This window comes from Micromonospora sp. A3M-1-15 (genome assembly GCF_024213425.1).
Taxonomy (GTDB): Bacteria; Actinomycetota; Actinomycetes; order Mycobacteriales; family Micromonosporaceae; genus Micromonospora; species Micromonospora chersina.
This window is the reverse complement of the sequence record NZ_JANAVK010000006.1, coordinates 324,401-350,677: the sequence shown is the minus strand read 5'-3', so window position 1 is coordinate 350,677 and position 26,277 is coordinate 324,401. Positions and strand designations below refer to the sequence as shown.

Below are 26,277 nucleotides of genomic sequence, written 5' to 3'. Positions count from 1 at the left end.
GTGGTCAGGCGACCGGCTGCCCGGCGGACGCCGGGTGGACCGGCTCGGGGCGGGCCGGGCCCGGTTCGGGCACCCGCAGCCCGACCCGGGCGCCCCCGTCCGGTCCGGCGCCGATGACGAGCCGGCCGCCGAGCGCACCGACCACCGCCCGCACGCTGGCCAGGCCGAGCCCGGTGCCGGTGGCGGTCGGGCGCCCCGGCCGCCCGGCGAGCAGGTCGGCGACCGCCTCCGGCCGGATGCCCGTCCCCGAGTCGACCACCTCCACCGTCCACCCGGTGGCGTCCCGGTGGCCCCGCAGCGCGATCCGGTCCCCGGGGCCGGTGAACTTCACCGCGTTCTCGATCAGGCAGTCCAGCGCGGTCTCCAGCCGCTCCGGGTTGACCCGGGTCAACCCGATCGCGGACCGGCAGGCCCAGTCCCGGTCCGCCGCGGGCTCCCAGCGTCGCGCGATCCGGGCGAGCTCGGCGTCCAGGTCGACCGGACGGACCGGGTGCTGCTCCTCCAGCTGCATCAGGGTGACCAGCCGGTGCGCGATCCGGGTCGCCTTGTCCAGCTCGTCCAGGACCACCGCGGTGTCCTCCACAGTGGTCGGATCGTCATGGGTGCTGCGCAGCAGCTCGGTGTAGCCGCGGGCGATGGTCAGCGGCGTCCGCAGCTCGTGCGAGGCGAGCCGCACCAGCAGTTCCTGCCGGTGCGCCCGGTCCCGCTCGGCGGCGCCGATGCGGCGCATCTCCTGCAACAGCACGTGCCGGCGGTGCACGTGCCAGGCCATCACGATGAAGATCGTCGCCATCAGCGGCTCCTCGGCGGTCTCCTCCCAGCGGATCTCGCCGGCCGCCGCGTGGTGGGCCAGGATCACCCCCGTGGTGGTGGTCACCGCGAGCAGCGCGGCCACCATCCGGGACAACCGCCAGGTGGTGAAGCCGTAGACCAGGGCCAGGCTGATCCAGACCAGGTGGAACGGCACCGTCTCCTGCCCGGGCAGGAACCACATCAACGCCACGTTGACCGTGGCGAAGAGGATCCACACCAGGGCCAGCAGTCGCTCAGTCGGCGGCGTACGCATAACCCACGCCACGTACGGTCTCGATCCGGTCGGGCCGGCCCAGCCGGCCCCGCAGCCGGCGGACGGACACGTCGACCACGTTGCTGCCCGGGTCGAAGTGCAGGCCCCACACGTCGGCCAGCAGCTCCTCCCGGCTGCACGGCCGGCCCGCCCGGCTCATCAGGTGCTGCAACAGCAGGAACTCCCGCAGCGGCAGGTCCACGTGCACCCCGCGCACGGTGGTCCGTCGCCGGTGCAGGTCCAGTTGCACCGGACCGACCCGCAGCCACCGCGCGGCGTCGCCGCCCGGCGCCCCGCGCATCCGGGCGCGTACCCGGGCCACCAGTTCGGCCACCGCGAACGGCTTGCCCAGGAAGTCCGCCGCGCCCGCCTCCAGCACCGCGACCCGGGTGCTGATCTCGGGCACCGCGGACAGCACCAGCACCCGCTGGTCGGGCCGCTGCTCCAGCAGCCGGTCCAGCACCTGGCGACCGTCCAGGCCGGGCAGCATGAGGTCCAGCACGACCAGGTCGAAGTCCCGGCGCAGCGCGGCGTCCAGACCGGCCGACCCGGACGCCGCGCGTTCGGTCAGCAGGCCACCGCCCTCGAGCGCGCGGGTGACCAGCCGGCCGATCCGTTCATCGTCCTCGATCACCAGTACTCGTCCCACCGTGCCCCCACAGACCTCGGCGACTTTCTGGTGCCTTTATGAAGCCCCTTCCTCCTGATTCACGCCACAGCCGAACGGGGTGCATTGCTGTCGCCGTTCCGACACGCGGCGTCGCCGGCCGGATGACGGACGGATGACGGCGTCGTCATAAACGGTCATCGCCGCCCCGGCGCCACCCATGCTCGGCACACCAGCCCGGCTGCGTACCGCACGCGGCCGTTCTCCGCTGACCGAGGGGGTGAGGGCATGCCGCGTCGTTCCGTCTGGCCGCGCTGGTTCGTGTCCGCCAGTTGCCTGCTGCTCGTCGGGTTCGTGGTGCCACCGGGCCCGGCCGCCGCCGAGCCGACCACGGGCGCCGTCACCCTGGCGGTGGTCAGCGCCCGTACCGTCGGTCCGGCGCCGCAGATCCAGCAGGGCGACCCGGTGACCGACTACCGCTGGATGATCACCGCGGACGACACCGGCGACCCGCACGACGGGCTCGACCACTGCCTGCCCGCCCGGGCCGGGGTGGCCAGCGCGCCCGACTTCGCCGACCACTGCCGCTGGCCGTCCATCCGCAACACCCCGGGCGCGGTCCCGGTGGTCGCCCAGGGCGACCAGGACACCCTCTCCCCGGGTACGGCCCTGGACGGCCTGCCCGCCGGCCGCTACCTGATCTCGGTGACCGCCGACGGCTACAAGATCGACGGTGAGCACTTCACCGTCACCGCGGGCCGGACCGGCGCGGTGACCGTCGGCATGCAGCCGTACCCGCTGCCGCTCGGCACGGTCCGGCTCCGGATCTTCGAGGACAGCGTCCCGGTCGACGGCACCTACGAGGTGGGCGCCGAACGCGGGCTCGCCGGCTTCACCGCCCACCTGGCCGACGTGATGGGCGAGGTGACCGTCGACTACTACGGCAACCCGCTCTGCACCGAGTACCGGCACACCGCGCCGGACGCCACCCACCCGGCCGGTCAGGTCGTCTTCGCCGACGGCCGGCCCGTCGTCGCCCGGGAGTCCACCGGCTGCCGCAGCGACGCGGCCGGCGACATCGTCATCCCCAACCTCGGCCCCGACCGGTACGCCGCCTCGGTGGTCGCGCCGAGCGGACAGACCTGGGTGCAGACCACCACCCTGGAGGGCGGCCACGACTGGGACGTCTGGGTGCAGGAGGCCGACACCGGCTACGACACCGAGCAGAGCCTGGGCGGCGAGCCGGTGCCGTACGTCGACTTCGGCTTCGTCGCCCCGAAGCCGCTCACCGGCACCGCCGCCGGCGCGGTCACCGGCACGGTCGTGCAGGCGTACACCTACGTGGGCGGCCAGGGCGGCGTGACGCTGCCGGCCGACGGGGTGGCCGGCGCGAAGATCGCCGGCCCGGTGGCCCGGCCCTGGGTGGCCCTGTCCGACCTGGGCGACGGCGACCGGATGATCTACCTGGACCGGGGCGCCGCCGACGGGTCGTTCCGGATCCCGCACGTCCCCGACGGCGACTACCAGCTGACCCTCTGGGACGGCCCGCAGGAGATGCTGCTCGACTCGTTCAACGTCACGGTCAGCGGCGGGAAGACCGTCGACATCGGCGCGAAGCCGCTGGTCGGCTGGTTCACCGAGATCACCGGCACGGTCTTCGTCGACACCAACGGCAACGGCCGGCAGGACCCGGGGGAGAGCGGCGTGCCGCGTTTCCCGGTGGTGCTCAAGGAACGCGACAACTCCCTCATGGACCAGGCCACCAACAGCGTGGTCACCGACAGCGCCGGCCACTACGCCATCAAGGAGGCGTACCCGCTGACCAAGTGGCTGGTGCTGGAGGCGTTCAACACCCGCTACAAGACGACCGGGATCACCTACCAGGCGCCGAACGAGCCCGAGCCCACCACCCTGCTCGGCGCGGCCGTCGACGTGGACGTGCTGCCCATCATCGGGCTGTCCGGCCGGGTGGACTGGGGCGTGCAGCCCTACCAGGGCGCCGAGAACGGCGGCATCGCGGGCACCGTCACCTACGACACCACCCGCAACGAGCTGGACCCGGCGAACGCGGCCACCGAGCCGTACCAGCCGGGCATCCCCGGCATCAAGGTCCACCTGTACGCCGTCGTCCGGGACGCCGACGGCAACCCGGTACGCGAGACGGACGGCTCGCTGAGGAAGGGCCCGGAGCTCAACGACGCGTACACCTCGGAGACCTGGCAGCCGGGGCGGGGCTGCACCGCCCGGATGTTCGACGGGCGCCCGCTCACCGATCAGCTCGCCCTGCCGGACTTCGGCCGGGACGCGGACCAGATGTGCGTCGAGGCCCCGATGATGGGCTTCCAGGCCGCGCCGACCGACAACGACCCGACCAACTTCGGGCAGACCGTCAACGGCAACTACGCGTTCGCCGACTCCACGCGCAACCTGATCCCGCCGGGTGACCCGGCCAACCCCGGCCCGGACCACGACCTGCCGCTGTACGCGCCGCTGCCCGACGGGCAGACCCAGCCGTTGGTGCCGGACGACTACCTGGTCAGCGTGGAGAGCCCGGACAACCCGGTCGGCGGCGGCGCGATGTACCAGCCCACCCGTGAGGAGGACGTCAACGTCTTCGACGGCGACGGCTTCCTGCCCCAGGAGAACTTCCCGCCCGCGCCCGACCAGGCCGCCGACCAGCCGGCGCCGCCCGACCCGCAGCCCGACCCGGGCGAGCCGCCGTCGCAGGGCAACGGCATCACCTCGTCCTGCGCCGGGGCGCTGCACACGGTTCACGTCACCGACCCCGGCTTCCTCGACGGCGGCGGCAGCCCGTTCGAGGGCCAGCCGCGCCCGCTCTGCGACACCAAGCTCGTCGAGGTCCGTGGCGGGCAGGCCAGCGCCCCCAACTTCAACCTGTTCACCCCGGTGCCGCTGCCCACCCACTTCTGGGGCCTGGTGATCAACGATCTCGGGCTGACCCACGACCGGCGCAGCGCCAACTACGGCGAGGCCGAGGGCATCCCGAACATCCCCGTCGGCCTGTACGACTGGGCCGGCCGCCTGGTGGACACCGTGGACACCGACTTCAACGGCATGTACGAGGCCATCGAGCCGTCCACCAGCACCTACAACTGCCCGCTGCCGGCCGGCCCGTGCCCGAACATGTACCGCTTCGTCGGCAACGACCCCGGCCAGCCGGGCCACCTCAACGGCAACTACAACCCCCGCTACCGGACCATCGCCACCAACTTCCAGGCGTGGCCCGGCCTCTACACGGTCACCGACACCGCGCCCACCGCGGTCGCGGCCGTCGGCATCTCACCCGGCTCCGGCCAGCTCGGCGCGGTGCAGTGCGACCCGGCCGGGGACGTTCCCCAGGTCTTCGCGGTCTCCCGGCCGTTCCTGCGCAGCACCGACACCGACCGCCGGGTCACCATCACCGGCACCGGGTTCGGCGCCCGCGGCCCGGGCAGCGCGGTCGTCCTCGACTCCGCCGGCACCGACCCGACGGTGACCGTCACCTCCTGGTCCGACCGGAGGATCGAGGTCACCCTGACCGGCGGCTCGGTCGGCCCGGCCGAGCTGCGGGTGACCGCCGCCAACGGCCGGACGACCACCAACGGCCTCACCTTCCAGCTCCTCGGCGCCACCACCGGCACCGGCGTCGGCGGCGCGGCCAACCCGCGGCTGTTCCAGGTCAAGCCGCCCGCGTGGGCGGTCCGCACCGGGGAGACCACCTACGGCACGGTGCAGTCGGCGCTGGAGGCGGCGGCCGCCGCCGGCGGCATCGCGGTGGTCGCGGTCTGGCCGAACACCCCCGGGCCGGACAACCCCGCCGGCGCCTACTACGAGAACGTGGTCGTGCACTCCTCGGTCCGCCTCCAGGGCGTCGGCCCGGGCGGCCGGTACGCCGACGACACCACGGTCGCCGGGTCCATCCTCGACGGACGGGCGTTCGGCATCGACAACCCGACCGGCACCGCCTGGCTGAACCTGGTCGGCTCCCTGCCGCACCTCGGCCCGGCGTCGGTGCCCGACGGCGCGGTGGTGACCGTGCTGGCCCGGTCGGGCCAGTTCGGCGCCGGCAACCCCGTCACGATCGACGGCTTCCGGATCACCGGCGGCAACCAGTCGGACTTCGCCGGCAACGTCAACGACGTCACCGGCGGCGTGACGACGCCGTACGGGGCGCCCGGCGCGGTGGTCACCCAGGGTGGCGGCGTCTACCTGCACGCCGGCGCGGACTACACCCGGATCACCGACAACGTCATCGTCGCCAACAGCGGGTCCTACGGCGGCGCGATCCGGGTCGGCACCCCGTACCTGAACACCAGCAACGACCACGTGAGCATCTCCCGCAACCAGATCCGCGACAACGGTGGCACCAACCTGGCCGGCGGGATCGGCATCTTCGCCGGCAGCAACGCGTACTCGGTGGACCACAACGCCGTCTGCGGCAACTTCTCCGCCGAGTACGGCGGCGGGATCAGCCACTACGGCCTGTCCTACAACGGCCGGATCGCCGCGAACCGGATCTGGCTCAACCAGTCGTACGACGAGGCCGGCGGCGTCATGGTGGCCGGGGAACTGCCGCCGGACCCGACGAAGCTGTCGCCCGGCTCCGGCGCCGTCGAGATCGACGCCAACGTGGTGGAGGCGAACCTCGCCAACGACGACGGCGGCGGCATCCGGCTGCTCCAGGCCGGCAACGTGCCGATCTCGGTGACGAACAACATGGTGGTGGACAACATCTCCACCCACGAGGGCGCGGGTGTGGCGCTCGACGACGCCCCGGACGTCCGGATGGTCAACAACACGGTGGCCGGCAACCTCACCACGGCGACCGCCGCCACCAGCGACGGCCGGGCCGCTCCCGCCGGCCTCTCCACCACCGCCAACAGCGACCAGCTCCAGGCCACGCTCCCGGACGGCTCGCCCACCTTCAGCAAGCCGAAGCTGTTCAACAACATCTTCTGGGACAACCGGGCCGGGGAGTGGAACGGCGTCCGGGTCACCGGCATCGGGGCCGCCGACGCACCCGCCGGGGAGCCGGTGCGGCACTGGGACATGGGCTCCGCCGACGGTGTGGGCCCACTGACCCCGACCAACTCGGTGCTCCAGGACACCACCGGCACCACGCTCAGCAGCACCAACCGGGTGGGCCTCGACCCGGCGTTCCGCAGCCAGTTCCCGGTGTCGGTGCAGGTCCTGACCTCGCGCACCTTCCCGTCGTTCCGCCAGGCGGTGATCGTGCTCCAGCAGGTCCCGCTCACGCAGATGGGCGACTGGCACCTCGCCGGGGCCGGCTCGCCGGCCAACGGCCTCGGCGTGGCCTCCCGCACCTACGGCACCTTCACCCTCACCGCCCCGAGGGTCGACATCGACGGCCAGCCGCGCAGCACCACGCGGCCGGACGCCGGCGCCGACGAACTGCCCTGACCGTCCGTCCCACCCACCGAGGAGGAGATCGTGACCGATCCCGTACGGCAGCCGAGCATCAGCCGGCGCGCCCTGCTGGCCGGCGTCACCGGTCTGGGCACCTGGGCGGTCCTGCCGGAGCGCGGCTCCGACGCCCAGCTCCGCCGCCCGGCCGCGGTGCTGCCCCGCGCGGTCCCGAACCCGACCGCGACCCTGCACCTGGCGGCCACCGACGGCTGGGTCTCCATGCCGCAGGGCGCCCCGCCGATCAGCCCGTTCTGGCCCGACCCGCTCGCCCCGCCCGGCGCCGACCTCTACGTCTTCGGCTTCCGCGACGTCACCGGCCTGTCCGCCACCGAGGTCACCGCCCAGCGCGGCAAGGCCCAGATCAGCGCCCCGCTGCTCGGCTTCGACCAGGAGACCGACATCAGGATCACGCTGACCAATCTCGGCCTGTCGGTCCGCCCCGACCTCACCGACGGGCACACCGTGCACTGGCACGGTTTCCGCAACGCCATCCCGCTCTTCGACGGCGTGCCGGAGCTGTCCATCTCGGTGCCGATCGGCCGCGACTTCACCTACTTCTACCGCCCGCACGACGCCGGCACCTACATGTACCACTGTCATTTCGAGGACGTCGAGCACGTGCAGATGGGCATGACCGGGATCGTCTACGTCCGCCCGGCGCAGAACGCCGGCACCGCCGATGTGCCGCCCGGGAGGTACGTCTACAACGACGGCGACGGCACCACCCGGTACGACCGGGAGTTCGCCCTGATGCTCACCGAGGTGTGGGCCGAGGCGCACTACCGGGACGCGCACATCCAGACCACCGACTGGACCGACTACCGGCCGTCCTTCTTCGCCTTCAACGGCCGCTGCCACCCGGACACCCTCGCCCCGAACGGCGACCCGATGAGCGCCGCCGCCGGCCGGCTGCGCTACCAGCCGATCTCCTCGCTGATCACCGCCAACGCCGGGGAACGGGTGCTGCTGCGGCTGGCCAACCTCGGCTACCAGAACCACACCGTCACCGTGGACGGCATCGACCTGCTGGTGGTCGGCAAGGACGCCGCGCTCCTGCGCGGCCGCGACGGCAGCGCCGAGTACCAGGTGACCAACACCGTCCAGATCGGGCCGGGGGAGAGCCGGGACGTCATCTTCACCGCGCCCGACCCCGGCACGTACCTGCTCTACGACCGCGACCTGATGTCGCTGGCCAACGCCGGCGGCGGACGGGGCGGGCAGCTGACCGAGATCCGGGTCTCGCCGCCGGGCACCCTGCCGGCACAGACCCGGGCGAACGCCTGAGATGGGGGTTCCGATGCTTCGTCTCGACCGCGGCCGGTGGAAGCGACTCAGCGCGGTGCCGCTCGTCGCGGCCATCGTCGCCGTGCTCGTCGTCCCCGGTCCGAGCCGGTCGGCCGCCAGCCCGCCCGCCGGCCTGGAGTGCCTCACCGCCGGCGACAACGCCTTCGACCTGACGGCCACCGGCGGGTACGCGGCCATGCCCGACGGCAACACCATCTACATGTGGAGCTACGCGGCCGGCGGCGGCGCCTTCCAGCTCCCCGGCCCGACGCTCTGCGTCACCGCCGGGGTGAAGGTGACCGTGGTGCTGCACAACAGCCTGCCCGAGCCCACCTCGATCACCTTCCCCGGCCAGGTCCAGGTGCTCGCCGACGGCCAGCCGGCCCAGCCGGAGACCGACGCCGCCGGCACCCTCACCTCGCTGACCACCACGGCCGCCGCCAACACCGGCTCGGTCACCTACACCTTCACGGCCGGCCCGCCGGGCACCTACCTCTACCAGTCCGGCACCGACGCCCAGAAGCAGGTGCAGATGGGCCTCTACGGCGCCCTCGTGGTCCGCCCGGCCGGCCACCCGGAGCGGGAGAACGACCGGGCCGACTCGGCGTTCGACCCCGACCGCGAGTACCTCTACCTGCTCGGCGAGATCGACCCGGACCTGCACCTCGCCGTCGAGCGGAAGCGGGCCTACGACTTCACCCGCTACAAGGCCCGCTACTTCACCATCAACGGGCGCAGCATGCCGGACACCATCGCGCCCAACCACGCGGACTGGCTGCCCGCCCAGCCGTACGGGGCGCTGATCCACATCCGCCCGTACGACCCGGTGGGCAACCCGAAGCCGGCGCTGATCCGCTACCTCAACGCCGGCTCGGTGAGCTACCCGTTCCACCCGCACGGCAGCGACGAGCAGCTCATCGCCCGGGACGGCCGGCCCGCGCAGGGCCCCGGCGGGCAGGACCTGTCGTACTCCAACTTCCTCATCGACGTGGCGCCCGGGCAGACCGTCGACACGCTGATGATCTGGAAGGACGCCGAGCACTGGGACCCGCAGGGCAACCCGATCCCGGTGCCGCTGCCCTCGTTGCAGGACCAGATCGTCGGGCCCGGCCCGGAGACCTGGTTCGCGGAGAACCCGTACCTCGGTGGCGAGCCGGGCGAGCTGCCGCCCGGCGTGGTGCAGAACAACCAGTGCGGCGAGTACTACCACGTCGCGCACAGCCACGCGCTGGAACAGGCCACCAACTACGGGGCGAGCTTCGGCGGAATGATGACGCTGATCCGCATCGACCCGCCCGCCGGATGCCCGGCGTGATCAGGCAGGGGAGGGCGACGATGACACTGACCCGTACGCCTCGGCTGGTCGCCGGGATCGCGGCCGCGCTGCTGGCCCTCGGCCCGGCCCCGGCGAACGCCGCGGCCCCGCACGCGGCTCCCGCCGGGCGGGCGCCGGCCACCCTCGCCGGGGAGCCGGCCCCGCCGCAGGGTCCGCTGCCGCAGACCGGCTGCCAGCTCACCGGCGGCACGGCCAGCTGCGACCTGTGGGCCAAGCCGGGCACGGTGGTGCTGCCCGGTGCCGCCACACCGGTGCCGATCTGGGGTTTCGCCTCGACCGACGCCGCCCCGGCCACCCTGCCCGGGCCGGTGCTCGTGGTCGACCAGGGCGACCGGGTCACGATCACCGTGCACAACGGACTCGCCGACGATCTGGCGCTGGCCCTCCCGGCGGTCACCGGGCTCGCCCCGGACCGCACCGGCGCCGCGCCCGGCGGGACCCGCGGCTACACCTTCACCGCCTCCCGCCCCGGCACCTACCTCTACGAGGCCGGGCACACCGCGCTCGGCCCCCGGCAGGTCGCCATGGGCCTGGTCGGCGCCCTGGTGGTCCGCGCTCCCGCCGTCGGCGGCCGGCCCAGCGCGTACGGGGACGCCGCCTCGGTCTACGACGACGAGGCGGTGCTGGTGCTCACCGAGGTCGACCCGGCCTTCAACGCGGCTCCGCGCACCTACGACCTGCGCGCCTACGCGCCGGCGTACCGGCTGATCAACGGCAAGGCGTTCCCGGAGACCGACGTGGTCGCCACCGACGTCGGCCGCCGGGTGCTGCTGCGCTACGTCGCCGCCGGGCTCCAGCCGCACCCGATGACCCTGCTCGGGCTGGACCAGTCGGTGGTCGGCCAGGACGCCCGTCCGGCCGCGTACCCGGAGGCGGCGGTGACCGTGCCGCTGCAACCCGGGCAGGCGGTCGACGCGGTGGTCGCCGTGCCGGCCGGCCCGGACGGGCGGCGCTTCGCGCTGCTGGAGTCCGGCGGGCGGCTCAACAACGCCGGCCAGCGCTATGGCGCCACGGTCACCGGGGTCAGCCCTCAGCAGGCGTTCGGCGGCATGCTCACCTTCCTGGACACCAACCCGCCGCCGGTCAGCGGCGACCACGCCGGCCCGACCGCGGCCAACGTGCGGGCCGCCCCGAACCCGGCCAGCGTGCGCGACGCCGTGACCGTCACGGCGGACTTCACCGACGCCCGCAACGGCAACTCGGTGGTGGACCGGGCCGAGGCGGTCGTCGACGACCTGCGGGTCGCCGAGGGCACCGGCATCCCGTTCACCGCCGCCGGTTTCGGCGCCGGTCCCACCGTCACCGGAGCCGTCGCGGCGCTTCCCGCCGACCTGCTCACCACCCTGACCCAGGGCCGGCACACCATCTGGGTACGCGGCCACGACGCGGCCGGCAACTGGGGCGTGGTGGGCAGCACGACGCTGAACCTCGCGGTCACCGGGGCGGTGACCACCGGGGTCACCCTCAGTCCCAGCCCGACCGCCGGCACCGGCGACGTCGCGGTCTCCGCCACCGGCGACGACCGGGGCCTCGGCGGCACGGTCACCGGGGCCGAGTACTTCCTGGACACCACCGGGGCCAACGGCACCGGCACCCCGCTGACGCTGGGCAGCCCGGGCGCGGCGGTCAGCGCCGAGTCCGGCACGGTGCCCGCCGTGGTGGCCGCAGCGCTCGCCGAGGGCCGGCACACCGTCCTGGTGCACACGCGGGACTCGTTCGGGCTCTGGGGCCCGTACGCCACGGCCGACCTGGTGGTGGACCGCACGGTGCCGACGCTGCTGTCCGCGGCGGTCGACCCGGCCGCCACCGACGGCCGCACCGGATCGGCGTCCGACCCGGCCGACCTGCGGATCAACGCCGCCTTCACCGACCCGGCCGGCGGCGGGACACACTCCGTCATCGCCGGCGCGGAGGGCTTCCTCGACGCCGGCGGGGCGGACGGCACCGGCTTCACCTTCGTGGCCCTCGACGGTTCGTTCAACGGCGGCACCGAGAACACGTACGGGCTGCTGCCGCTCAGTGAGCTGACCGGGCTGGCCGACGGCGCCCACCAGGTGCTGGTGCACGCCCGGGACTCGGCCGGCAACTGGGGCCCGCTCGCCGCGGTCGGCTTCGTGCTGGACCGCGCCGGGCCGGTGATCACCGCGGTCACCGCGGCCCCGAACCCGACCGCACGGGCGGCGACGCTCGCCCTGAGCGCCACCGCCACCGACGCGGCCTCCGCCGTCGCCGCCGCCGAGTGGTACGAGGGCGCCGACCCCGGCGCCGGCCACGGGCACCCGATGGCGGTCAGCGGCACCGCCGTCTCCGCCACGGTCGCCCTCAACGGGTTCAGCCGGGGCGCGCACACCCTGCGGGTGCGGGCCCGGGACGCGCTGGGCAACTGGGGCGCGGCCGGCAGCGTGACGGTCACCGTGGACCCGCCGAACGCGATCTTCGCCGACGCGTTCACGGGCGGCACGAGCGCCTGGTCGCAGGTGAGCGGCACGGTGTCGGTCAGCGGCGGGGAACTGGTCGCCGGCACCGTCGGGTACGTCGTGGACAACACCCCGGCCGCCGAGCGGACCGTCCACGCCCGGGCCGACGTCATCCTCGGCACCGTCAACCCGCAGACCGCCGTGGTCACCGTCTACCAGCTCCGCAACGCCTCCGGCGGGGCCCTGGCGGTGGTGCAGTACCGGCGCAGCAACGGCGTCAACCAGTTCCGGCTGGGGCTGCTGCGGCCGGCGGGCTGGGCGTACACCGGCTGGGTCGCCGCAAGCGGCGGCACCGTACGGCTCGACTGGGCCTCGGCCACCGCGGGCTCGGCCACGCTCAAGGTCGGCGCCGTCACGGTCGGCACGCTGACCGGCGACACCAGCGGCTACACGGTGGAGTCGGCGGCGCTGGGCCTGGTCGCCCGCACCGCCACCACCAGCGGGTCGCTGCGCTTCGACAACTACGCCGCCACCCGCTACACCGCACCCTGACGACCGGGGGCCGGGCACCCGCCCGGCCCCCACCTCCCCGAGGAGTCCTGACCATGGTCGCGATCCCGTTCCGCATCCCGCGCCCCCGCCTCGGCCGGCTGGTCCTCGCGCTGCTCGTGCTGGCGCTGGTCGCGGTGTCGATCGTCCGCTTCGGCGGCTACGCCGACGCCCGCCAGGGCTACGCCGTCCCGCACGACGGGCAGCTGGAGGCCACCCTCGGCATCCGCTTCACCCAGGCCGCGGTCGTCGGCGACGGCGGCCTGGTGGAGCTGCGCTACGTGGTGCTGGACACCCAGAAGGCGTCGGCCTTCCAGAACGACACGAAGCATCCGCCGCGGCTGCGCAACGAGCGCTCCGGCAAGCTGGCCTGGCGGGCGGCGCTCATGAAGCAGGGCCACGAGCTGCGCCCCGGGCAGAGCTACTACCTGCTCTATCTGAACAACGGCGGCGCGATCAAGCGCGGCGACAAGATCGAGATCACGTCGGGGCAGCGCCGGCTGGCCCACGTGCCGGTGCGGTGACCGTCGTGCGCCGCCGGCTCGGCCGCCTCCTGGCCGCCCTCGCCGTGGTGGGCCTGACCGTGCTGGTGGGGCCGGCGCCGGCGCGGGCGCACGCGTACCTGGCGAGCAGCGCGCCCGCCGACGGCGCGGTGCTCGACCGGGCGCCCGAGACGCTGACCCTGGCCTTCACCGAACACGTCCAGCTGTCCGCCGCCCGGGTCGCCCTGGTCGACGGGGACGGCCGGCACTGGGCGGTGACCGGGCTGGCGTTGCGCGGCGCGGACGGGGAGCCCGCCGCCGAGGACGCCGACAGCGAGGAGCCGGTCAGCCTGGTCGCCGGCCTGCCCGCCCTCCCGCCGAACACCTACCACGTCTCCTGGCGCACGCTGTCCAGCGACGACCTGCACATCACGAGCGGGACGCTGGTCTTCGGCGTCGGCCGGCAGGTCACCGCCGCCGGCGCCGCCGGCCCGGTCGGCCCCGGCCCCCGGGAGACCGTCGCCCGCGCCGCCGGCCTGCTCGGCCTCGCCGCCCTGCTCGGCGGCGCCGCCCTCACCCTCCTCGCCGGCCGCCGCCGGTCGCCGGGACCGGCCATGGACCGCGCGCTCCGCCGCCGGTTGCTCGTGGTGTCCGGGTACGGGGGAGCCGTCGCGTTGCTCGCCGCGCCGCTGCAACTGGCCATCCAGCTCGCCGGAGCGGCCGGCGGGTGGCGGCTGCTGGCCGACCAGCTCACCGGCGGTCGCTGGCTGCTCCGCGAGGCCGGCACCGCGGCCCTGCTCGCGGTCGTGCTTCGCGCCGCCCACCGGCTCCGCACGGCGCCCGACGCGCGGATCACACCCGCGGCCGTCGCCGTCGGTCTGGCCGGGGCGCTCGCCGCGGCGGCCGGCACCGCGCTGCTCGGCCACCCGGCAGGGGGACCGGTCCGCACCGCGCTGGTCGGCGGCGGGCACGTCCTGGCGGCCGGGGGCTGGGCCGGCGCCGTGCTGGCCGCCGCGGCCGCCCTGCTCCCCGTGGCCCGGCGCACGGCGGAGCGCGCCGCCCAGCTCCGTGCCCTGCTGCGGGCGTTCGCCGCGCTCGCGGTCGGCTGCGTCACCCTGCTCGTGCTGACCGGGCTCCTGCTCACCGGTCCCCAGGTGGCCACGGTGGACGCGCTGCTCGGCTCCCCGTACGGGTTGCTGCTGCTGGCCAAGGCCGGGATGGCCGGGCTGGCCGGGCTGCTGGGGCTGCGGACCGCCCGCCGGCTGCGCCGGGCGGACCTGCCCCGCCGGGGCCTGCTCGCCGAGGCCGCGGCGCTCGCGGTCGTCCTCGGCCTGGCCGGGGCGCTGGCCGCCGCCGGGCCGGCCCGGGGCCCCGCCTTCCCGGTGGCCGGCGGCGCCCGGACGGAACCGCAGGTGAGCGGCCAGGTGGCCGATCTCGTCGACACCGTGGCCGTCCGCCCCAACCGCCCCGGGCGCAACATCGTCAGCATCGCGGTCGAAGACACCCGGCGTCCGGCGCCCGCCCCGGTGACCGGGGTGTCGCTCCTGCTCACCGGCCCGAACGGGGAGCGGGCCGTGCACCCGGTGACCCGGACCGCCGACGGCTGGGTGGTGGCGGTGGACGACATCCGTACCCCGGGAGCCTGGCGGGTGGGCGTGACCGTGCTCCGCGACGGTCTGCCCCCGGTCACCGACACCCACCCCTGGCTGGTGCCGGCCGGGGAGAGCGCCGCCGCCCCGGTACGCGTCTCGGCGGCCCCGCTGCGACCGTTGCTGGACCGGTCGGCGCTGGCCCTCGGCGGGGCCGCGGTGGCCGGGCTGGTGCTCGTCGCGGCCCGGTGGTGGCGACGCCGGCGGCCGGGAGGGCCGGACCGCGAGCAGCCGCCGCCCGCCGACACCCGGGCGCCGGCGGGAGCGCCCGGCGAACCGGTCGGGGCCGGCACGGGGGTGGTCAGGTCCGGCTGACCACCGCGGGGTCGGGCAGCCTACTCCGCGCCGTCGTCGGGATGCGGCGAATCCCCGAGTCGGTGACCCGTTCGGGTCGGCGTGGCTAACCTCCGGCCATGAGGACCTGGGGACCGTCCGCGGTGCTGGCCGCCGCCCTGCTCGTCCCGGCGTCGATGCTCTCCACGCCGGCGACGGCTGGCACCCGGGCGCCCGCCCGCCGGCTGCCGGCGGGGTCGCCGCCCTGCCCGAACGTGCCCGCCCCGGCGACCCGGCCGCCGCAGCCGCCACCCGCGGCCGACCCCGTCGCGCGGGCGGTCGGCGGCGCTGCCCTGGCCACCGCGGGCCTGACCCTGCCGCCGGCCGCGCCCGCGCCGCCGGCCGTGACCGCGACCTCCTGGGTGGTCGCCGACCTGGACACCGGCGCCGTGCTCGGCGGCTGCGGCCCGCACGAGTACGGCGTACCGGCGAGTGTGCAGAAGCTGCTGCTGGCGGCGGCCATGCTGCCGAGGCTGGAGCCGGACCGCGAGGTGACCGTGACGGCCGAGGACCTGGCCATCGAGCCGGGCAGCTCGGCGGTCGGGCTGGTCGCGGGCGGCCGGTACCGGATCGAGACGATCTGGCTGGGCCTGCTGCTGAAGTCCGGCAACGAGGCCGCCAACGCTCTGGCCCGGCTGGGCGGCGGGCCGGACGGGACAGCCGGCGGCATCCGCGCGATGAACACCGAGGCCCGGCGGCTCGGCGCCCTGCAGACCCACGCCGTCACCCCGTCCGGGCTGGACGGCCCGGGCCAGTTCACCAGCGCGTACGACCTGGCGTTGATCGCCCGGGCCTGCTTCGCCGACCCGGCGTTCCGCCGGTACGCCGCCACCCGGGACGCGCGGATTCCCGCCCAGCCGGCGCTGCGCGCGAAGGCGTTCCAGATCTCCAACGACAACATGCTGCTCGACCACTACCCGGGCGCGATCGGCGGCAAGACCGGCTTCACCGACCTGGCCCGGCACACCTACGTGGGCGCGGCCGAGCGGGGCGGCCGCCGGCTGGTGGTGACCCTGCTCGGCGCGGAGGTCACCACCCAGCGCGGCTGGCAGCAGGGGGCCGCCCTGCTGGACTGGGGCTTCGGCCTGCCGCGGGACGCGGCGGTCGGCCGGCTGGTCCGCCCCGGCGAACTGGACCGGGCCGCGGCGTCGCCGACCGGCGCGGCGTCGGCGCTCGCCGGAGGCGCGGGGCTGGGCGGCGCCGGCGCCACGACCGGCGCCTGGCCGGGCACGGGCCCCTCGGTGGCGGTCGGGGCGGTGCTGGTGGCCGGGGGAGCCCTGCTGCTGGCCCGGCGTCGCCGGCACGCCGCTCTCGCCGCGCTGCCACCCGGGACGGCGTCGCGAGGCGCGGCGCCGGAGGACGACTGAGCCGGCCCCGGCCTACCCGGCGGCCGGGCGCGCGGTGCTGTCGCGCACCACCAGCTCGGTGGCCAACTCGACCCGGGGCGACTCGATCTCCTCACCCTGGGCCAGGCGCAGCACCGTGCGGGCGGCGAGCCGTCCCATCTCCACCAGCGGTTGCCGGACGGTGGTCAGCGGCGGGGACGCCCACCGGGCCTCCGGCAGGTCGTCGAAGCCCACGATGCTGACGTCGTCGGCGACCCGCAGCCCGCGGCGGCGAACGGCCTCGTAGACGCCGAAGGCCATCTGGTCGCTGGCGGCGAAGATGGCGGTCGGCGGGCCGTCGAGGTCCAACAGGGCGGCGCCGGCGGCGAAGCCGGAGGCGTGGTAGAAGTCGCCGGGCTGCACGAGCCGGTCGTCCAGCGGCACCCCGGCCGTCGCCAGCGCGGCCCGGTAGCCGTCCAGCCGGGCCCGGCTGCACAGCAGGTGGGTCGGGCCGGCCACGAAACCGATCCGGCGGTGACCCAACCCCAGCAGGTGCTCGGTGGCCGACAGGCCACCGGCCCAGTTGGTCGCCCCGATCGCCGGCACGTCCGTGCCCGGCACCCCGGCGGCCGGGTCGACCACCACCACGGGCACGTTGAGCCGGCGCAGCTGGGCGTGCACCGGCGGGGTCAGGTGCGAGGTCACCACGATGACGCCGTCCGAGGCGCGGTCCCGCAGGTTCTGCAACCACTGCCGGGTCGAGGTCGACTCGCTGTGGATGGCCGAGACGACGGTGCCCACCCCGGCGGCGTGGCCGACGTCCTCGACGCCCCGGATGATCTCCACGGCCCACGGGCTGTCCAGGTCGTTGAAGACCAGGTCGACCAGGTTCGCCCGGCGCACCGTGCGGCTGCCCCGGCGCCGGTAGCCGTGGTGGCGCAGCAGTTCCTCGACCCGTTCCCGGGTGTCCGGGGCGACGTCCGAGCGTCCGTTGAGCACCCGGGACACGGTGGGCACGGAGACCCCGGCCTCCCGCGCGATCGCGGTGATGGTCACCCTGGGCTCGTCGTCCGCGTTCACCCGTGTCTCCTCCACCGGCCGGGAGTGCCGGCCGCGAATCGTGGGACGGCGGGCCCGTCCCACCGGCAATCTTGCCGCATCGCCGATGCCGGCCCGGCGGCGCCGCGATGCTGGTAGACACGGCAGGGTGAGGACCGGGACACGCGGGGCCGCCGCCCTCGCCGTGCTGGCCGCGGTGCTCGCCGCCGGGTGCCAGCGACCTGCGCCGCGCCCGGCCCCGTCCACCCCACCCGCGCCGTCGGCCGGCCCGAGCGGCCCCCGCGCCCCGGCCGACATCGTCGACCTGGCCGCCGTCGACCCGAGCGTCCGCACCGACATCCGGTACGCCACCGCGCACAACTTCGTCGGCCGGCCGATCACCGGCTACCCCGAGCCGCTCTGCCTGCTCACCCGGCGGGCCGCGGAGGCGCTGCACCGGGTGCAGACCGCCGCCCTGGCCCGGGGCCGCAGCCTCAAGGTGTACGACTGCTACCGCCCGCAGCGGGCGGTGGACGAGTTCGTGGCCTGGGCGAAGCTGCCGGGCGAGCAGCGGATGAAGGCGGAGTTCTACCCGGACGAGCCGAAGAGCCGGCTCTTCGCCGACGGCTACATCGGCGCGCCGACCGCGCACAGCCGGGGGAGCACCCTCGACCTGACCCTGGTCCCGGCGCCCACCCCCGACCAGCCGGCGTACGCGCCGGGCCAGCCGCTGGTCGCCTGCACCGCGCCGGCCGGCCGGCGGTTCCCGGACAACTCCGTCGACATGGGCACCGGCTTCGACTGCTTCGACCCCCGCGCGCACACGGCCGACCCCCGCGTCACCGGCGAGGCCCGGGACAACCGGGAGCTGCTCAAGCGGCTCATGACCGCGCAGGGCTTCGAGAACTACCCGCGCGAATGGTGGCACTACCGGTACGTCGACGAGCCGTACCCGGACACGTACTTCGACTTTCCGGTGGCCCGGTCGTCGCTGCGGTGAGCGCCGCCCCGGCGGGGAGCGGCGCCCACCGCAGCGGTCAGAGGATGCCGCGGGCGACGAAGGCGGCCCGGGTCGCGGCTGCGGCCTGGGTGCCGTAGAGGCGCTGCGCGGCGGCCACGGTGGCCAGCGCCGCGTCCCGGAAGGTGACGTCCGTGGTGAAGGCGAACTGCGCCTCCACGATCAGTGTCGTGGCCCGGCGGTCGCCGAGCGCGGTGCGGATGTCCCACAGCGCGCGGGACCAGATCTCGCCGTCGGCGTGCACCTCGCCCACCAGGTCGGCGGGGTAGACCTTGGTGCCGTCGAGGCGGCGCAGGCAGTGCGGGGCGGTGCGGGTGTAGGAGACCGAGTCCCAGTCGGCCACGCAGGCCTCCGGGGTCTTCGTCGGCACGCCGGTGGCCCAGCTGGTCACCGCGACCGCCAGGTAGTCGCCGAACGCCTCGCCGATCGCGCCGGACTCCAGCGTGGTGCCGAAGCCGGGCACCTGGCCGTCCTGGACCGAGTGGCCGTACTCGTGGACGATCACCTCGGCGTCCTCGCCGTCGTCCACGCCCCCCTTGCCGAGGGTGATGTTCGCCTTGTCCTCGCGGAAGAACGAGTTGTCGCCGCCGTACTGGTCGATGCGCAGCTCGATCTGCCGCTGGTTGACCGGCCGCAGCGTGCTGCCGAAGCCGAGCGACTGGAGGTACGCCTGGGCGGTGTTCACCCAGTGGTAGCCCATCACCTGCTCGAACTGGTCGGCGTCCCGGTGCCAGGCCGGGTAGGCGCCGTCGACCACGCGGGCCGGGGTGCCGGTCTTGCTCTTGACCACCACGTACTTCCCGGTGAGGGTGCCGGAGCCGTCCAGGTTGGTCAGCGCCACCGACCGGTACGCCCCGGCCAGCGCCGGGTAGTCGGCGTCCTTCTGGTCGGTCAGCGACTGGTCGCCGAGCTGCTGGACGGGGTTGGGCGCGAAGACCGTCGCGGTGGCGGTGTGGTCGTAGGGGTCGCCGGCGGCCTGGACGGTCGTGCCGCCGGCCGCCAGCGCCGCGGTGACCGCCGAGGCGACCAGCGCGGAACGTCGGAAGTGGGGGTGCATCATGATCCCTTCGAAGGCGGATCGATGCGCTGAGACTAGGCTCCCCCGGGAGCACTGCCAAGCAACCACGGCAGGCCACCGGCCTGCGAGGAGGAACCACGTGGAGACCGAACGGATCGGGCCGCCGCTGCTGGCCGGGGAGCGGGAGACGCTGCGCGCGTTCCTCGACTTCCACCGCGCCACCCTGGCCCTGAAGTGCGAGGGGCTGACCGACGAGGAGCTGCGGCGGCAGTCGTCGCCGCCGTCCACGCTGTCCCTGCTCGGCCTCGTGCGGCACATGGCCGAGGTCGAGCGGACCTGGTTCCGCCGGGTGATCAACGCCGAGGACATCCCGCTCATCTGGTCGGCGACCGGGGACTTCCAGGAGGCGTACGACGCCAGCGCGTCGAGCCGGTCGGAGGCGTTCGAGGCGTGGCAGCGGGAGGTCGAGCACGCCCGCCGCATCGAGCGCGAGGCCGAGTCGCTCGACGTCACCGGCCACCAGGCCCGCTGGGGCGAGGACGTCTCGCTGCGCCTGGTGATGCTGCACATGATGCACGAGTACGCCCGGCACAACGGCCACGCCGACTTCCTCCGCGAGGCCATCGACGGGACCGTCGGCGTGTGACGCGCCCGCGGCCGGGACCTCGGTCCCGGCCGCCGGGTCCTCCGGCCCTGCCCGCCGCACCTGCCACGGAGAAGCGTGGGAGGTGACAACGGTGTGAGGAGGAGCCATGAAGGCACTCGTGTACGGCGGGCCGGGCGAGAAGTCCTGGTCCGAGATCCCGGACCCCACGATCGTCGACCCGCGGGACGCGATCATCCAAGTCGACGCGGTCACCATCTGCGGGACCGACCTGCACATCCTCGGTGGCGACGTGCCCGAGGTCCAGCCGGGCCGGGTGCTCGGCCACGAGGCGGTCGGCACGGTCGTCGCGGTCGGCGACGGCGTCGCCGGCCTGAAGGTGGGTGACCGGGTCCTCGCCTCCTGCATCTCCGCCTGCGGCGTCTGCCGCTACTGCCGGGAGGGCGCCTACGGGCAGTGCCTCGGCGGCGGCGGCTGGATCCTCGGCCACACCGTCGACGGCGTGCAGGCCGAGTACGCCCGCATCCCGTTCGCCGACCTGTCCACCTACCGGCTGCCCGAGCAGGTCCCCGACGAGGCGGCCGTGCTGCTGGCCGACATCCTGCCCACCTCCTACGAGGTCGGCGTGCTCAACGGCCGGGTGCGCCCCGGCGACACCGTCGTGGTGGTCGGCGCCGGCCCGATCGGGCTGGCCGCCATCCAGACCGCCCGGCTCTACTCGCCGGCCCACATCGTGGCCGTCGACAAGGCGCAGAGCAGGCTCGACGCGGCCAAGCGGTTCGGCGCGGACCTGACGGTGCTCGCCGACGACGACCCGCTCGAGGTCGTCCGGTCGGTCACCGACGGGCTCGGCGCCGACGTGGCCGTCGAGGCGGTCGGCGTCCCGGCCACCTTCGAACTCTGCACCACCCTGGTACGCCCCGGCGGCCGGGTGGCCAACATCGGCGTGCACGGCAAGCCGGCCACCCTGCACCTGGAACGGCTCTGGATCCGCGACATCACCATCACCACCGGCCTGGTCGACACCCGCACCACGCCGACGCTGCTGAACATGCTTGTCGCCGGCCAGCTCGACACGGCGCACATGGTGACCCACCGGTACCGGCTCGACGAGATCGTCGAGGCGTACGACGTCTTCGCCCGGCCGGCCGAGACCGGCGCCCTCAAGGTCGTCCTGACCCGTCGATGACGGCCGACCGTCACCCGTCGCGCCCCCGGCCCCGGTCGGAGGCGCGACGCGCCGGCTCAGCCGTTGCCCGGCAGCGGCAGCCAGGCCAGCACGTCCTGGATCCGCGCGTCCCAGTACGCCCAGTCGTGGTCGCCGGGGCCGAAGTCCACGGTGACCGGCAGCCCGCGGCGGCGTGCCGTGTCGACGAAGCGGGTGTTGTCCTCGTAGAGGAAGTCCTCGGTGCCGCAGGCGACGTAGAGGTCGGGCAGGTCGTCGCCGGCCCGTTCGAGCAGCGCCACCGTGTCGTCCTCCGGGCCCGCCACGTCCCGGTCGCCCCAGACGGTGTGCCAGACGGCGGGGTCCAGGGGGCTCGTCGGGTGGTGGCGTCGCCGGGCGACGTCGAGCGCGCCGGAGAGGCTGGCGGCGGCGGCGAAGCGGTCCGGTCGGCGCAGCGCCCACTTCAGCGCCCCGTAGCCGCCCATGGACAGGCCGGCCACGAACGTGTCGGCCCGCCGGTCGGAGAGGCGGAAGTACGACCGGCACACCTCCGGCAGCTCCTCGCTGAGGAAGGTCCAGTACCGGTTGCCGTGCGCCTCGTCGCAGTAGAAGCTCCGCTGCACCTGTGGCATCACGACGGCGAGGCCCAGCGGGGCGACGTACCGCTCGATCGAGGTGCGCCGGGTCCAGATGGTGTCGTCGTCGGTGAGGCCGTGCAGCAGGTAGAGCACCGGCGGGTCGGCGGCGGTCGCCCCGCCGGGCATGCCGATCCCGGCCGATCCGTGCTCGGGCAGCAGCACGGTCATCGACGTGCCCATGCCGAGCGCCGTGGAGAAGAAGTCACACCGGATCCGGGCCATGGGCTGGGAGCGTACCGGGCACCCGGTGCCGGCCCGATGGTGGCCGAATCGACGGTTCCTATTGCCGTGGGGCGTCCAGGGGGGACAGGATGACCAGGCGCGCCGGAAACACACCCGTAACCTGCGTGCAGCTGGTCTCTGTCACAAGGAAGTGGGAGTCAGTCATGAGCGACGTGTCGACGGCACTGGGTGTGCGCCTCTACCCGGACCTGGTCGAGCCGGGCGGCCTGGCTCCCGCCCTCGTGCAGACCGCGGCCCGGCACCAGCTCGACATCGGCCGGGTGACCGCCCCCGAGCAGGGCCGCAGCCGCTTCACCTGCGCCGAGGCGACCTCCGACCGGGGTGTCGTCTGCGTCAGCCTCGGCGCCCAGGCCCGCTACTTCATGATCGACCTGCGGGTCGACGGTGACGTCCAGGCCCGCGGCGACGCCACCGACCTGCTCCAGGTCGCCCAGGTGGCCGCCGCCTGGCGGGCCGGGTGCACGCTCGCCGAGCTGGCCGCGCGCTACCCCTTCATGGAGGAGATGAAGCGCCACCCGGTGGCTCAGGTCCAGTAGAGCACCTGGCAGGCCGGCAGCCGCGCCGCCACCTCACGGTCGAACCAGGACCGCAGCTCCGACATGGTCTCCCGCGGGTAGACGTACTTCACCGCGCCGAACCTGCCGTGCCTGCGGGTGCGCGACGCCTCGTCCATCGCCAACCGGGTACGCGGATACCAGCCGAGCAGCACCTCCCTGCTGCCCGGGGTGAACCGGTGCGTGATCAGCTCGGCGGTCAGGTCGAGCGCCGGCACGCCGTCCACCGCCGCCGCGACCAGGTCCAGCAGCTCGGCGTAGTGCCGCCGCCAGTCCGGCAGCGGCATGATCGGGGCGAGGGTCAGCCCCACCGGGTAACCGTCGAGCGCCAGCCGGCGCAGCGCCGGCACCCGGTCCTTCACCCGGCTCGTGCCGCCGGGTCGGCACGCGCTCGCCGCTCGCGTCGTGCGGCGCCGGCGGTACGCCGACCGCGAGCGGCTGGTCGACGTCCACCGGACCGTCGTCGTCCCGACTCATCCGGGCCGTCTACCCGCTGCGCCGCCGATGCAACGACCCACCCGTTCGGGTTAATCGGTTGCCGGCGCGCGCGCCGGTTGCTGCAATCGACCACGACGTCCACCGAGGGGAGGAGCCCGAGAATGCGAGCCGCGTCGATGTCCCACCTGACGGCACTGACCGCCTACCCCGAGGACATGACGCTTCGTGAAAACCCTCAATCTCGGCATCCTCGCCCATGTCGACGCCGGTAAGACCAGCCTGACCGAACGGCTGCTGCACTGCGCCGGGGTCATCGACGAGCCCGGCAGCGTCGACGCCGGCAACACCCGCACCGACACCCTGGCGCTGGAGCGGCAGCGGGGCATCACCATCCGCTCCGCCGTGGTCTCCTTCGCCGTCGCCGGCACCACCGTCAACCTGATCGACACCCCGGGCCACCCCGACTTCATCGCCGAGGTGGAACGCGTGCTCGGCGTGCTCGACGGCGCGGTGCTCGTGGTCTCGGCCGTCGAGGGCGTCCAGGCCCAGACCCGGCTGCTGGCCCGCACCCTGCACCGCCTCGGCATCCCCACCCTGTTCTTCGTCAACAAGGTGGACCGGGCCGGCGCGGACCCGGACCGGGTGCTGCGCCAGATCGCCGACCGGCTCACCCCGGACGTCGTGGCCCTCGGCCGGGTCGACGCCGCCGGCACCCCGGCCGCCCGCTGGATCCCGCACCCGCCCGGGGACCCCGGCCACCGGGCCCGCCTGGTCGACCTGCTCTCCGCGCACGACGACGCGCTGCTGGCCGCGTACGTGGCCGACGAGCGAACGGCCACCCCGGACCGGCTGCGGGAGGCGCTCGTCGCGCAGACCGCCCGTGCCCGGGTGCACCCGGTGCTCGCCGGCTCCGCCGTCACCGGTGCCGGGGTCGACGAGCTGATCGACGCGGTCACCGCGCTGCTCCCCGCCACCGCGGGCGACGACCACGCCCCGCTCTCCGGCACCGTCTTCAAGGTCGAGCGCGGCCCGGCCGGGGAGAAGGTCGCATACGCCCGGATCTTCGCCGGCACCCTGCGGGTCCGCGACCGGATCCGCCACGGCGGCGGCCGGGAGTCCCGGGTCACCGCCCTCGCCGTCTTCGACGGCGGCGACGCCACGCCCGGCGACGCGGCCGGGGCCGGCCGGATCGTCCGGCTGCACGGCCTGGCCGACGTCCGCGTCGGGGACGTGCTCGGCGTCCCGCCCGAGCGGCCGGCCGGCCGGCGCCACTTCGCCCCGCCGACACTGGAGACCGTGGTCGAACCGGTGCGCCCGGCCGACCGGCCGGCCCTGCACGCCGCCCTGACCCAGCTCGCCGAGCAGGACCCGCTGATCAACCTGCGCCAGGACGACAGGCGCCAGGAGATCGCCGTGTCCCTCTACGGCGAGGTGCAGAAGGAGGTCATCGAGGCCACCCTCGCCGACGACTACGGCGTCCCGGTCACCTTCCGGGAGACCACCACCGTCTGCGTGGAGCGGGTGGTCGGCGTCGGCGCCGCCGTCGAGTGGATCGGCCGGGACCCCAACCCGTTCCTCGGCACCGTCGGCCTGCGCGTCGAGCCCGGGCCGGTCGGCGGCGGCGTCGAGTTCCGGCTGGGCATCGAACTCGGCTCGATGCCGCTGGCCTTCCTCAAGGCCATCGAGGAGACCGTCCGGGAGACCCTGGGGCAGGGCCTGCACGGCTGGGCCGTCATCGACTGCGTGGTCACCCTCACCCACGGCGGCTACTGGGCCCGGCAGAGCCATTCGCACGGCGTGTTCGACAAGAGCATGTCCAGCACCGCCGGGGACTTCCGGCACCTCACCCCGCTGGTGCTCATGACCGCGCTGAGCCGTGCCGGCACCCGGGTCCACGAGCCGGTGCACCGGTTCCGGCTCGACCTCCCCGCCGACGTGGTGGGCACGGTGCTGCCCGTGCTCGCCGGGCTGGGCGCGGCGCCCCGCAGCAGCACCCTGCGCGGCACCTCCTACCTCATCGAGGGGGAGGTGCCCGCCGGGCGGGTGCACGCGCTGGAGCAGCGGCTGCCCGGGCTCACCCGCGGCGAGGGCGCCCTGGAGGCCGAGTTCGACCACCACCGGCCGGTACGCGGACCCGTCCCGAGCCGGCCGCGCTGGGACCACGACCCGCTGCACCGCAAGGAGTACCTGCTCGCCGTCGCCCGCCGGGTCACCGGCCGGCCGGCGCGCTGACCCGCCGCGGATACCGGGCCCGCACCGCGTCCACGCAGGTGTCCCGGGAGGTCGGGCCGCCGAACCGGAGCCGGTCGTAGCCGGTGAAGGCCGGCTCCAGCGCGTCCAGCTCGTCGACAAGCGCGTGCAGCCGGTCGAGCCAGCCCGCCGACCCGGCGTCGGGCTCGGCCGGCGCGGCCCCGATCGCCGCGGTCAACTCGTCCTTGCGCCGGATCGACTCCGGCGACACCGAGCGCAGGCAGACGTACTGGCCGCTGAGGTAGGCGTCCCACTCCGCCGCGCCGCGCGCCCGGTCCGCCCAGTGCCCGACGAACCACGCGGGCAGCGCGTCCACCCCGCCGGCCCGCTCGGCCAGCGCGAACAGGTCCGCCGGGACCATCTCCGCGCCGTCCGAGCGCAGGTAGCCCGGCAGCGGCAGCCGGCCGTCCAGCATCAACCGGCGGACGCCGTCCGCGTCCCGCCCGGCCCCCGCGCAGAGCGCGTCGAGCGTGACGAACTGCCCGCTGACGTATGCGTCGTCCGCCGCCGTCATCGGATGCTCCCCGTTGACCTCCCGGAACCGCTCCGCCACCCGACGCCGCCAGTCCATGCCGTGCCCCTTCCGTCCGCCTGGCCAGAGGCTAGGGGCGGCACCGTTCGGCGCCGGCCGAAACATCCTCGCGAATATCCGTTGCGGGGCTCCCGGCCCGGCCCGTACCGTGAACGGGCCAAGGTCAACCGGAACCACCACCCAGGAGCTCACCGTGTCGCAGCAGAACCGCACCCGAGCCGAGCGGCCCGCGCCGCGCGGCGGTGCCCTGCCGCGCGAAGCGGGCCAGGGTCGCTGCCGACGGCAGCGGTGGCAACCGGGGTGG

Annotated in this window: 19 protein-coding genes; 12 read left to right on the top strand and 7 right to left on the bottom strand. The window is 74.8% G+C overall.

Features of this window, described 5'->3' with window-relative positions; genetic code table 11:
• Positions 1-4: 4 nt before the first annotated feature.
• Together NLX85_RS27920 and NLX85_RS27915 are read right to left on the bottom strand one after the other, a co-directional pair.
• Positions 5-1,066, bottom strand: a complete 1,062-nt coding sequence (locus NLX85_RS27920; RefSeq protein WP_254340077.1) for a HAMP domain-containing sensor histidine kinase — start codon at positions 1,064-1,066, stop codon at positions 5-7.
• Complete coding sequence (locus NLX85_RS27915) at positions 1,047-1,700, bottom strand: response regulator transcription factor (RefSeq protein WP_254340075.1); 654 nt, start codon at positions 1,698-1,700, stop codon at positions 1,047-1,049. The genes NLX85_RS27920 and NLX85_RS27915 overlap by 20 nt, the downstream gene beginning before the upstream one ends.
• Positions 1,701-1,961: 261 nt before the next feature.
• Between NLX85_RS27915 and NLX85_RS27910 the strand changes: the two genes are divergently transcribed.
• From NLX85_RS27910 to NLX85_RS27880, 7 genes are all read left to right on the top strand, one after another.
• A complete protein-coding gene (locus NLX85_RS27910; protein WP_254340073.1) occupies positions 1,962-7,094 on the top strand; it encodes an IPT/TIG domain-containing protein in 5,133 nt (1,710 codons plus the stop codon).
• Between the two features lie 30 nt (positions 7,095-7,124).
• Entirely contained in the window at positions 7,125-8,384 is a 1,260-nt protein-coding gene (locus tag NLX85_RS27905; RefSeq protein WP_254340071.1) for a multicopper oxidase domain-containing protein, read from the top strand.
• 13 nt (positions 8,385-8,397) lie between these two features.
• Positions 8,398-9,699, top strand: a complete 1,302-nt coding sequence (locus NLX85_RS27900; RefSeq protein WP_254340069.1) for a multicopper oxidase domain-containing protein — start codon at positions 8,398-8,400, stop codon at positions 9,697-9,699.
• 20 nt (positions 9,700-9,719) lie between these two features.
• Positions 9,720-12,689: a multicopper oxidase domain-containing protein gene (locus tag NLX85_RS27895; protein ID WP_254340066.1), complete on the top strand. Its 2,970-nt coding sequence runs from the start codon at positions 9,720-9,722 to the stop codon at positions 12,687-12,689.
• Positions 12,690-12,742: 53 nt separating this feature from the next.
• On the top strand, positions 12,743-13,210 hold the full coding sequence (locus tag NLX85_RS27890) for a hypothetical protein (RefSeq protein WP_189196563.1): 468 nt from the start codon (positions 12,743-12,745) through the stop codon (positions 13,208-13,210).
• A complete protein-coding gene (locus NLX85_RS27885) occupies positions 13,207-15,132 on the top strand; it encodes a copper resistance protein CopC (protein ID WP_254340064.1) in 1,926 nt (641 codons plus the stop codon). The genes NLX85_RS27890 and NLX85_RS27885 overlap by 4 nt, the downstream gene beginning before the upstream one ends.
• A 98-nt stretch (positions 15,133-15,230) precedes the next feature.
• The gene (locus NLX85_RS27880) at positions 15,231-16,517 is read left to right on the top strand and encodes a D-alanyl-D-alanine carboxypeptidase family protein (RefSeq protein ID WP_254340062.1); all 1,287 of its coding nucleotides are present in this window, start codon (positions 15,231-15,233) and stop codon (positions 16,515-16,517) included.
• A gap of 12 nt (positions 16,518-16,529) precedes the next feature.
• Here NLX85_RS27880 and NLX85_RS27875 read toward each other — a convergent pair whose 3' ends face one another.
• The gene (locus NLX85_RS27875) at positions 16,530-17,555 is read right to left on the bottom strand and encodes a LacI family DNA-binding transcriptional regulator (RefSeq protein ID WP_254340059.1); all 1,026 of its coding nucleotides are present in this window, start codon (positions 17,553-17,555) and stop codon (positions 16,530-16,532) included.
• Positions 17,556-17,640: 85 nt separating this feature from the next.
• Between NLX85_RS27875 and NLX85_RS27870 the strand changes: the two genes are divergently transcribed.
• Positions 17,641-18,513 carry a M15 family metallopeptidase gene (locus tag NLX85_RS27870; RefSeq protein WP_374628508.1) on the top strand — a complete coding sequence of 291 codons (873 nt, stop codon included), beginning with the start codon at positions 17,641-17,643 and terminating at the stop codon, positions 18,511-18,513.
• Positions 18,514-18,550: 37 nt separating this feature from the next.
• On the opposite strand, the gene NLX85_RS27865 is transcribed toward NLX85_RS27870, so the two are convergent.
• Positions 18,551-19,588 (bottom strand): M36 family metallopeptidase, encoded by a 1,038-nt coding sequence (locus tag NLX85_RS27865; protein ID WP_254340056.1) that lies wholly within the window; start codon positions 19,586-19,588, stop codon positions 18,551-18,553.
• A 100-nt stretch (positions 19,589-19,688) separates the two neighbouring features.
• On the opposite strand from NLX85_RS27865, the gene NLX85_RS27860 reads away from it, so the two are divergent.
• A complete protein-coding gene (locus tag NLX85_RS27860; protein ID WP_254340054.1) occupies positions 19,689-20,195 on the top strand; it encodes a DinB family protein in 507 nt (168 codons plus the stop codon).
• 106 nt (positions 20,196-20,301) lie between these two features.
• Positions 20,302-21,342, top strand: coding sequence for a zinc-dependent alcohol dehydrogenase family protein (locus NLX85_RS27855; protein ID WP_254340052.1), 1,041 nt, complete (start codon positions 20,302-20,304; stop codon positions 21,340-21,342).
• Positions 21,343-21,398: 56 nt separating this feature from the next.
• Here NLX85_RS27855 and NLX85_RS27850 read toward each other — a convergent pair whose 3' ends face one another.
• Positions 21,399-22,178 carry an alpha/beta hydrolase family protein gene (locus NLX85_RS27850; protein ID WP_254340051.1) on the bottom strand — a complete coding sequence of 260 codons (780 nt, stop codon included), beginning with the start codon at positions 22,176-22,178 and terminating at the stop codon, positions 21,399-21,401.
• A gap of 164 nt (positions 22,179-22,342) precedes the next feature.
• Between NLX85_RS27850 and NLX85_RS27845 the strand changes: the two genes are divergently transcribed.
• Positions 22,343-22,735, top strand: a complete 393-nt coding sequence (locus NLX85_RS27845) for a hypothetical protein (RefSeq protein WP_212835468.1) — start codon at positions 22,343-22,345, stop codon at positions 22,733-22,735.
• On the opposite strand, the gene NLX85_RS27840 is transcribed toward NLX85_RS27845, so the two are convergent.
• Positions 22,723-23,115, bottom strand: a complete 393-nt coding sequence (locus NLX85_RS27840) for a spore photoproduct lyase family protein (RefSeq protein ID WP_254340050.1) — start codon at positions 23,113-23,115, stop codon at positions 22,723-22,725. The two genes, NLX85_RS27845 and NLX85_RS27840, sit on opposite strands and share 13 nt — an antisense overlap.
• A 301-nt stretch (positions 23,116-23,416) precedes the next feature.
• On the opposite strand from NLX85_RS27840, the gene NLX85_RS27835 reads away from it, so the two are divergent.
• Positions 23,417-25,423, top strand: coding sequence for a translation factor GTPase family protein (locus NLX85_RS27835; protein ID WP_254340049.1), 2,007 nt, complete (start codon positions 23,417-23,419; stop codon positions 25,421-25,423).
• On the opposite strand, the gene NLX85_RS27830 is transcribed toward NLX85_RS27835, so the two are convergent.
• Positions 25,401-26,012, bottom strand: a complete 612-nt coding sequence (locus NLX85_RS27830; protein ID WP_254340048.1) for a DUF6058 family natural product biosynthesis protein — start codon at positions 26,010-26,012, stop codon at positions 25,401-25,403. The genes NLX85_RS27835 and NLX85_RS27830 overlap by 23 nt on opposite strands.
• Positions 26,013-26,277 lie beyond the last annotated feature (265 nt).

Coding starts and splice junctions, on each gene's coding strand:
- NLX85_RS27910 (WP_254340073.1), top strand. CDS start 1,962: ATGCCGCGTCGTTCCGTCTGGCCGCGCTGGTTCGTGTCCGCCAGTTGC.
- NLX85_RS27830 (WP_254340048.1), bottom strand. CDS start 26,012: ATGGACTGGCGGCGTCGGGTGGCGGAGCGGTTCCGGGAGGTCAACGGG.
- NLX85_RS27870 (WP_374628508.1), top strand. CDS start 17,641: ATGCCGGCCCGGCGGCGCCGCGATGCTGGTAGACACGGCAGGGTGAGG.
- NLX85_RS27890 (WP_189196563.1), top strand. CDS start 12,743: ATGGTCGCGATCCCGTTCCGCATCCCGCGCCCCCGCCTCGGCCGGCTG.
- NLX85_RS27855 (WP_254340052.1), top strand. CDS start 20,302: ATGAAGGCACTCGTGTACGGCGGGCCGGGCGAGAAGTCCTGGTCCGAG.
- NLX85_RS27880 (WP_254340062.1), top strand. CDS start 15,231: ATGAGGACCTGGGGACCGTCCGCGGTGCTGGCCGCCGCCCTGCTCGTC.
- NLX85_RS27900 (WP_254340069.1), top strand. CDS start 8,398: ATGCTTCGTCTCGACCGCGGCCGGTGGAAGCGACTCAGCGCGGTGCCG.
- NLX85_RS27865 (WP_254340056.1), bottom strand. CDS start 19,588: ATGCACCCCCACTTCCGACGTTCCGCGCTGGTCGCCTCGGCGGTCACC.
- NLX85_RS27850 (WP_254340051.1), bottom strand. CDS start 22,178: ATGGCCCGGATCCGGTGTGACTTCTTCTCCACGGCGCTCGGCATGGGC.
- NLX85_RS27920 (WP_254340077.1), bottom strand. CDS start 1,066: ATGCGTACGCCGCCGACTGAGCGACTGCTGGCCCTGGTGTGGATCCTC.
- NLX85_RS27895 (WP_254340066.1), top strand. CDS start 9,720: ATGACACTGACCCGTACGCCTCGGCTGGTCGCCGGGATCGCGGCCGCG.
- NLX85_RS27845 (WP_212835468.1), top strand. CDS start 22,343: ATGAGCGACGTGTCGACGGCACTGGGTGTGCGCCTCTACCCGGACCTG.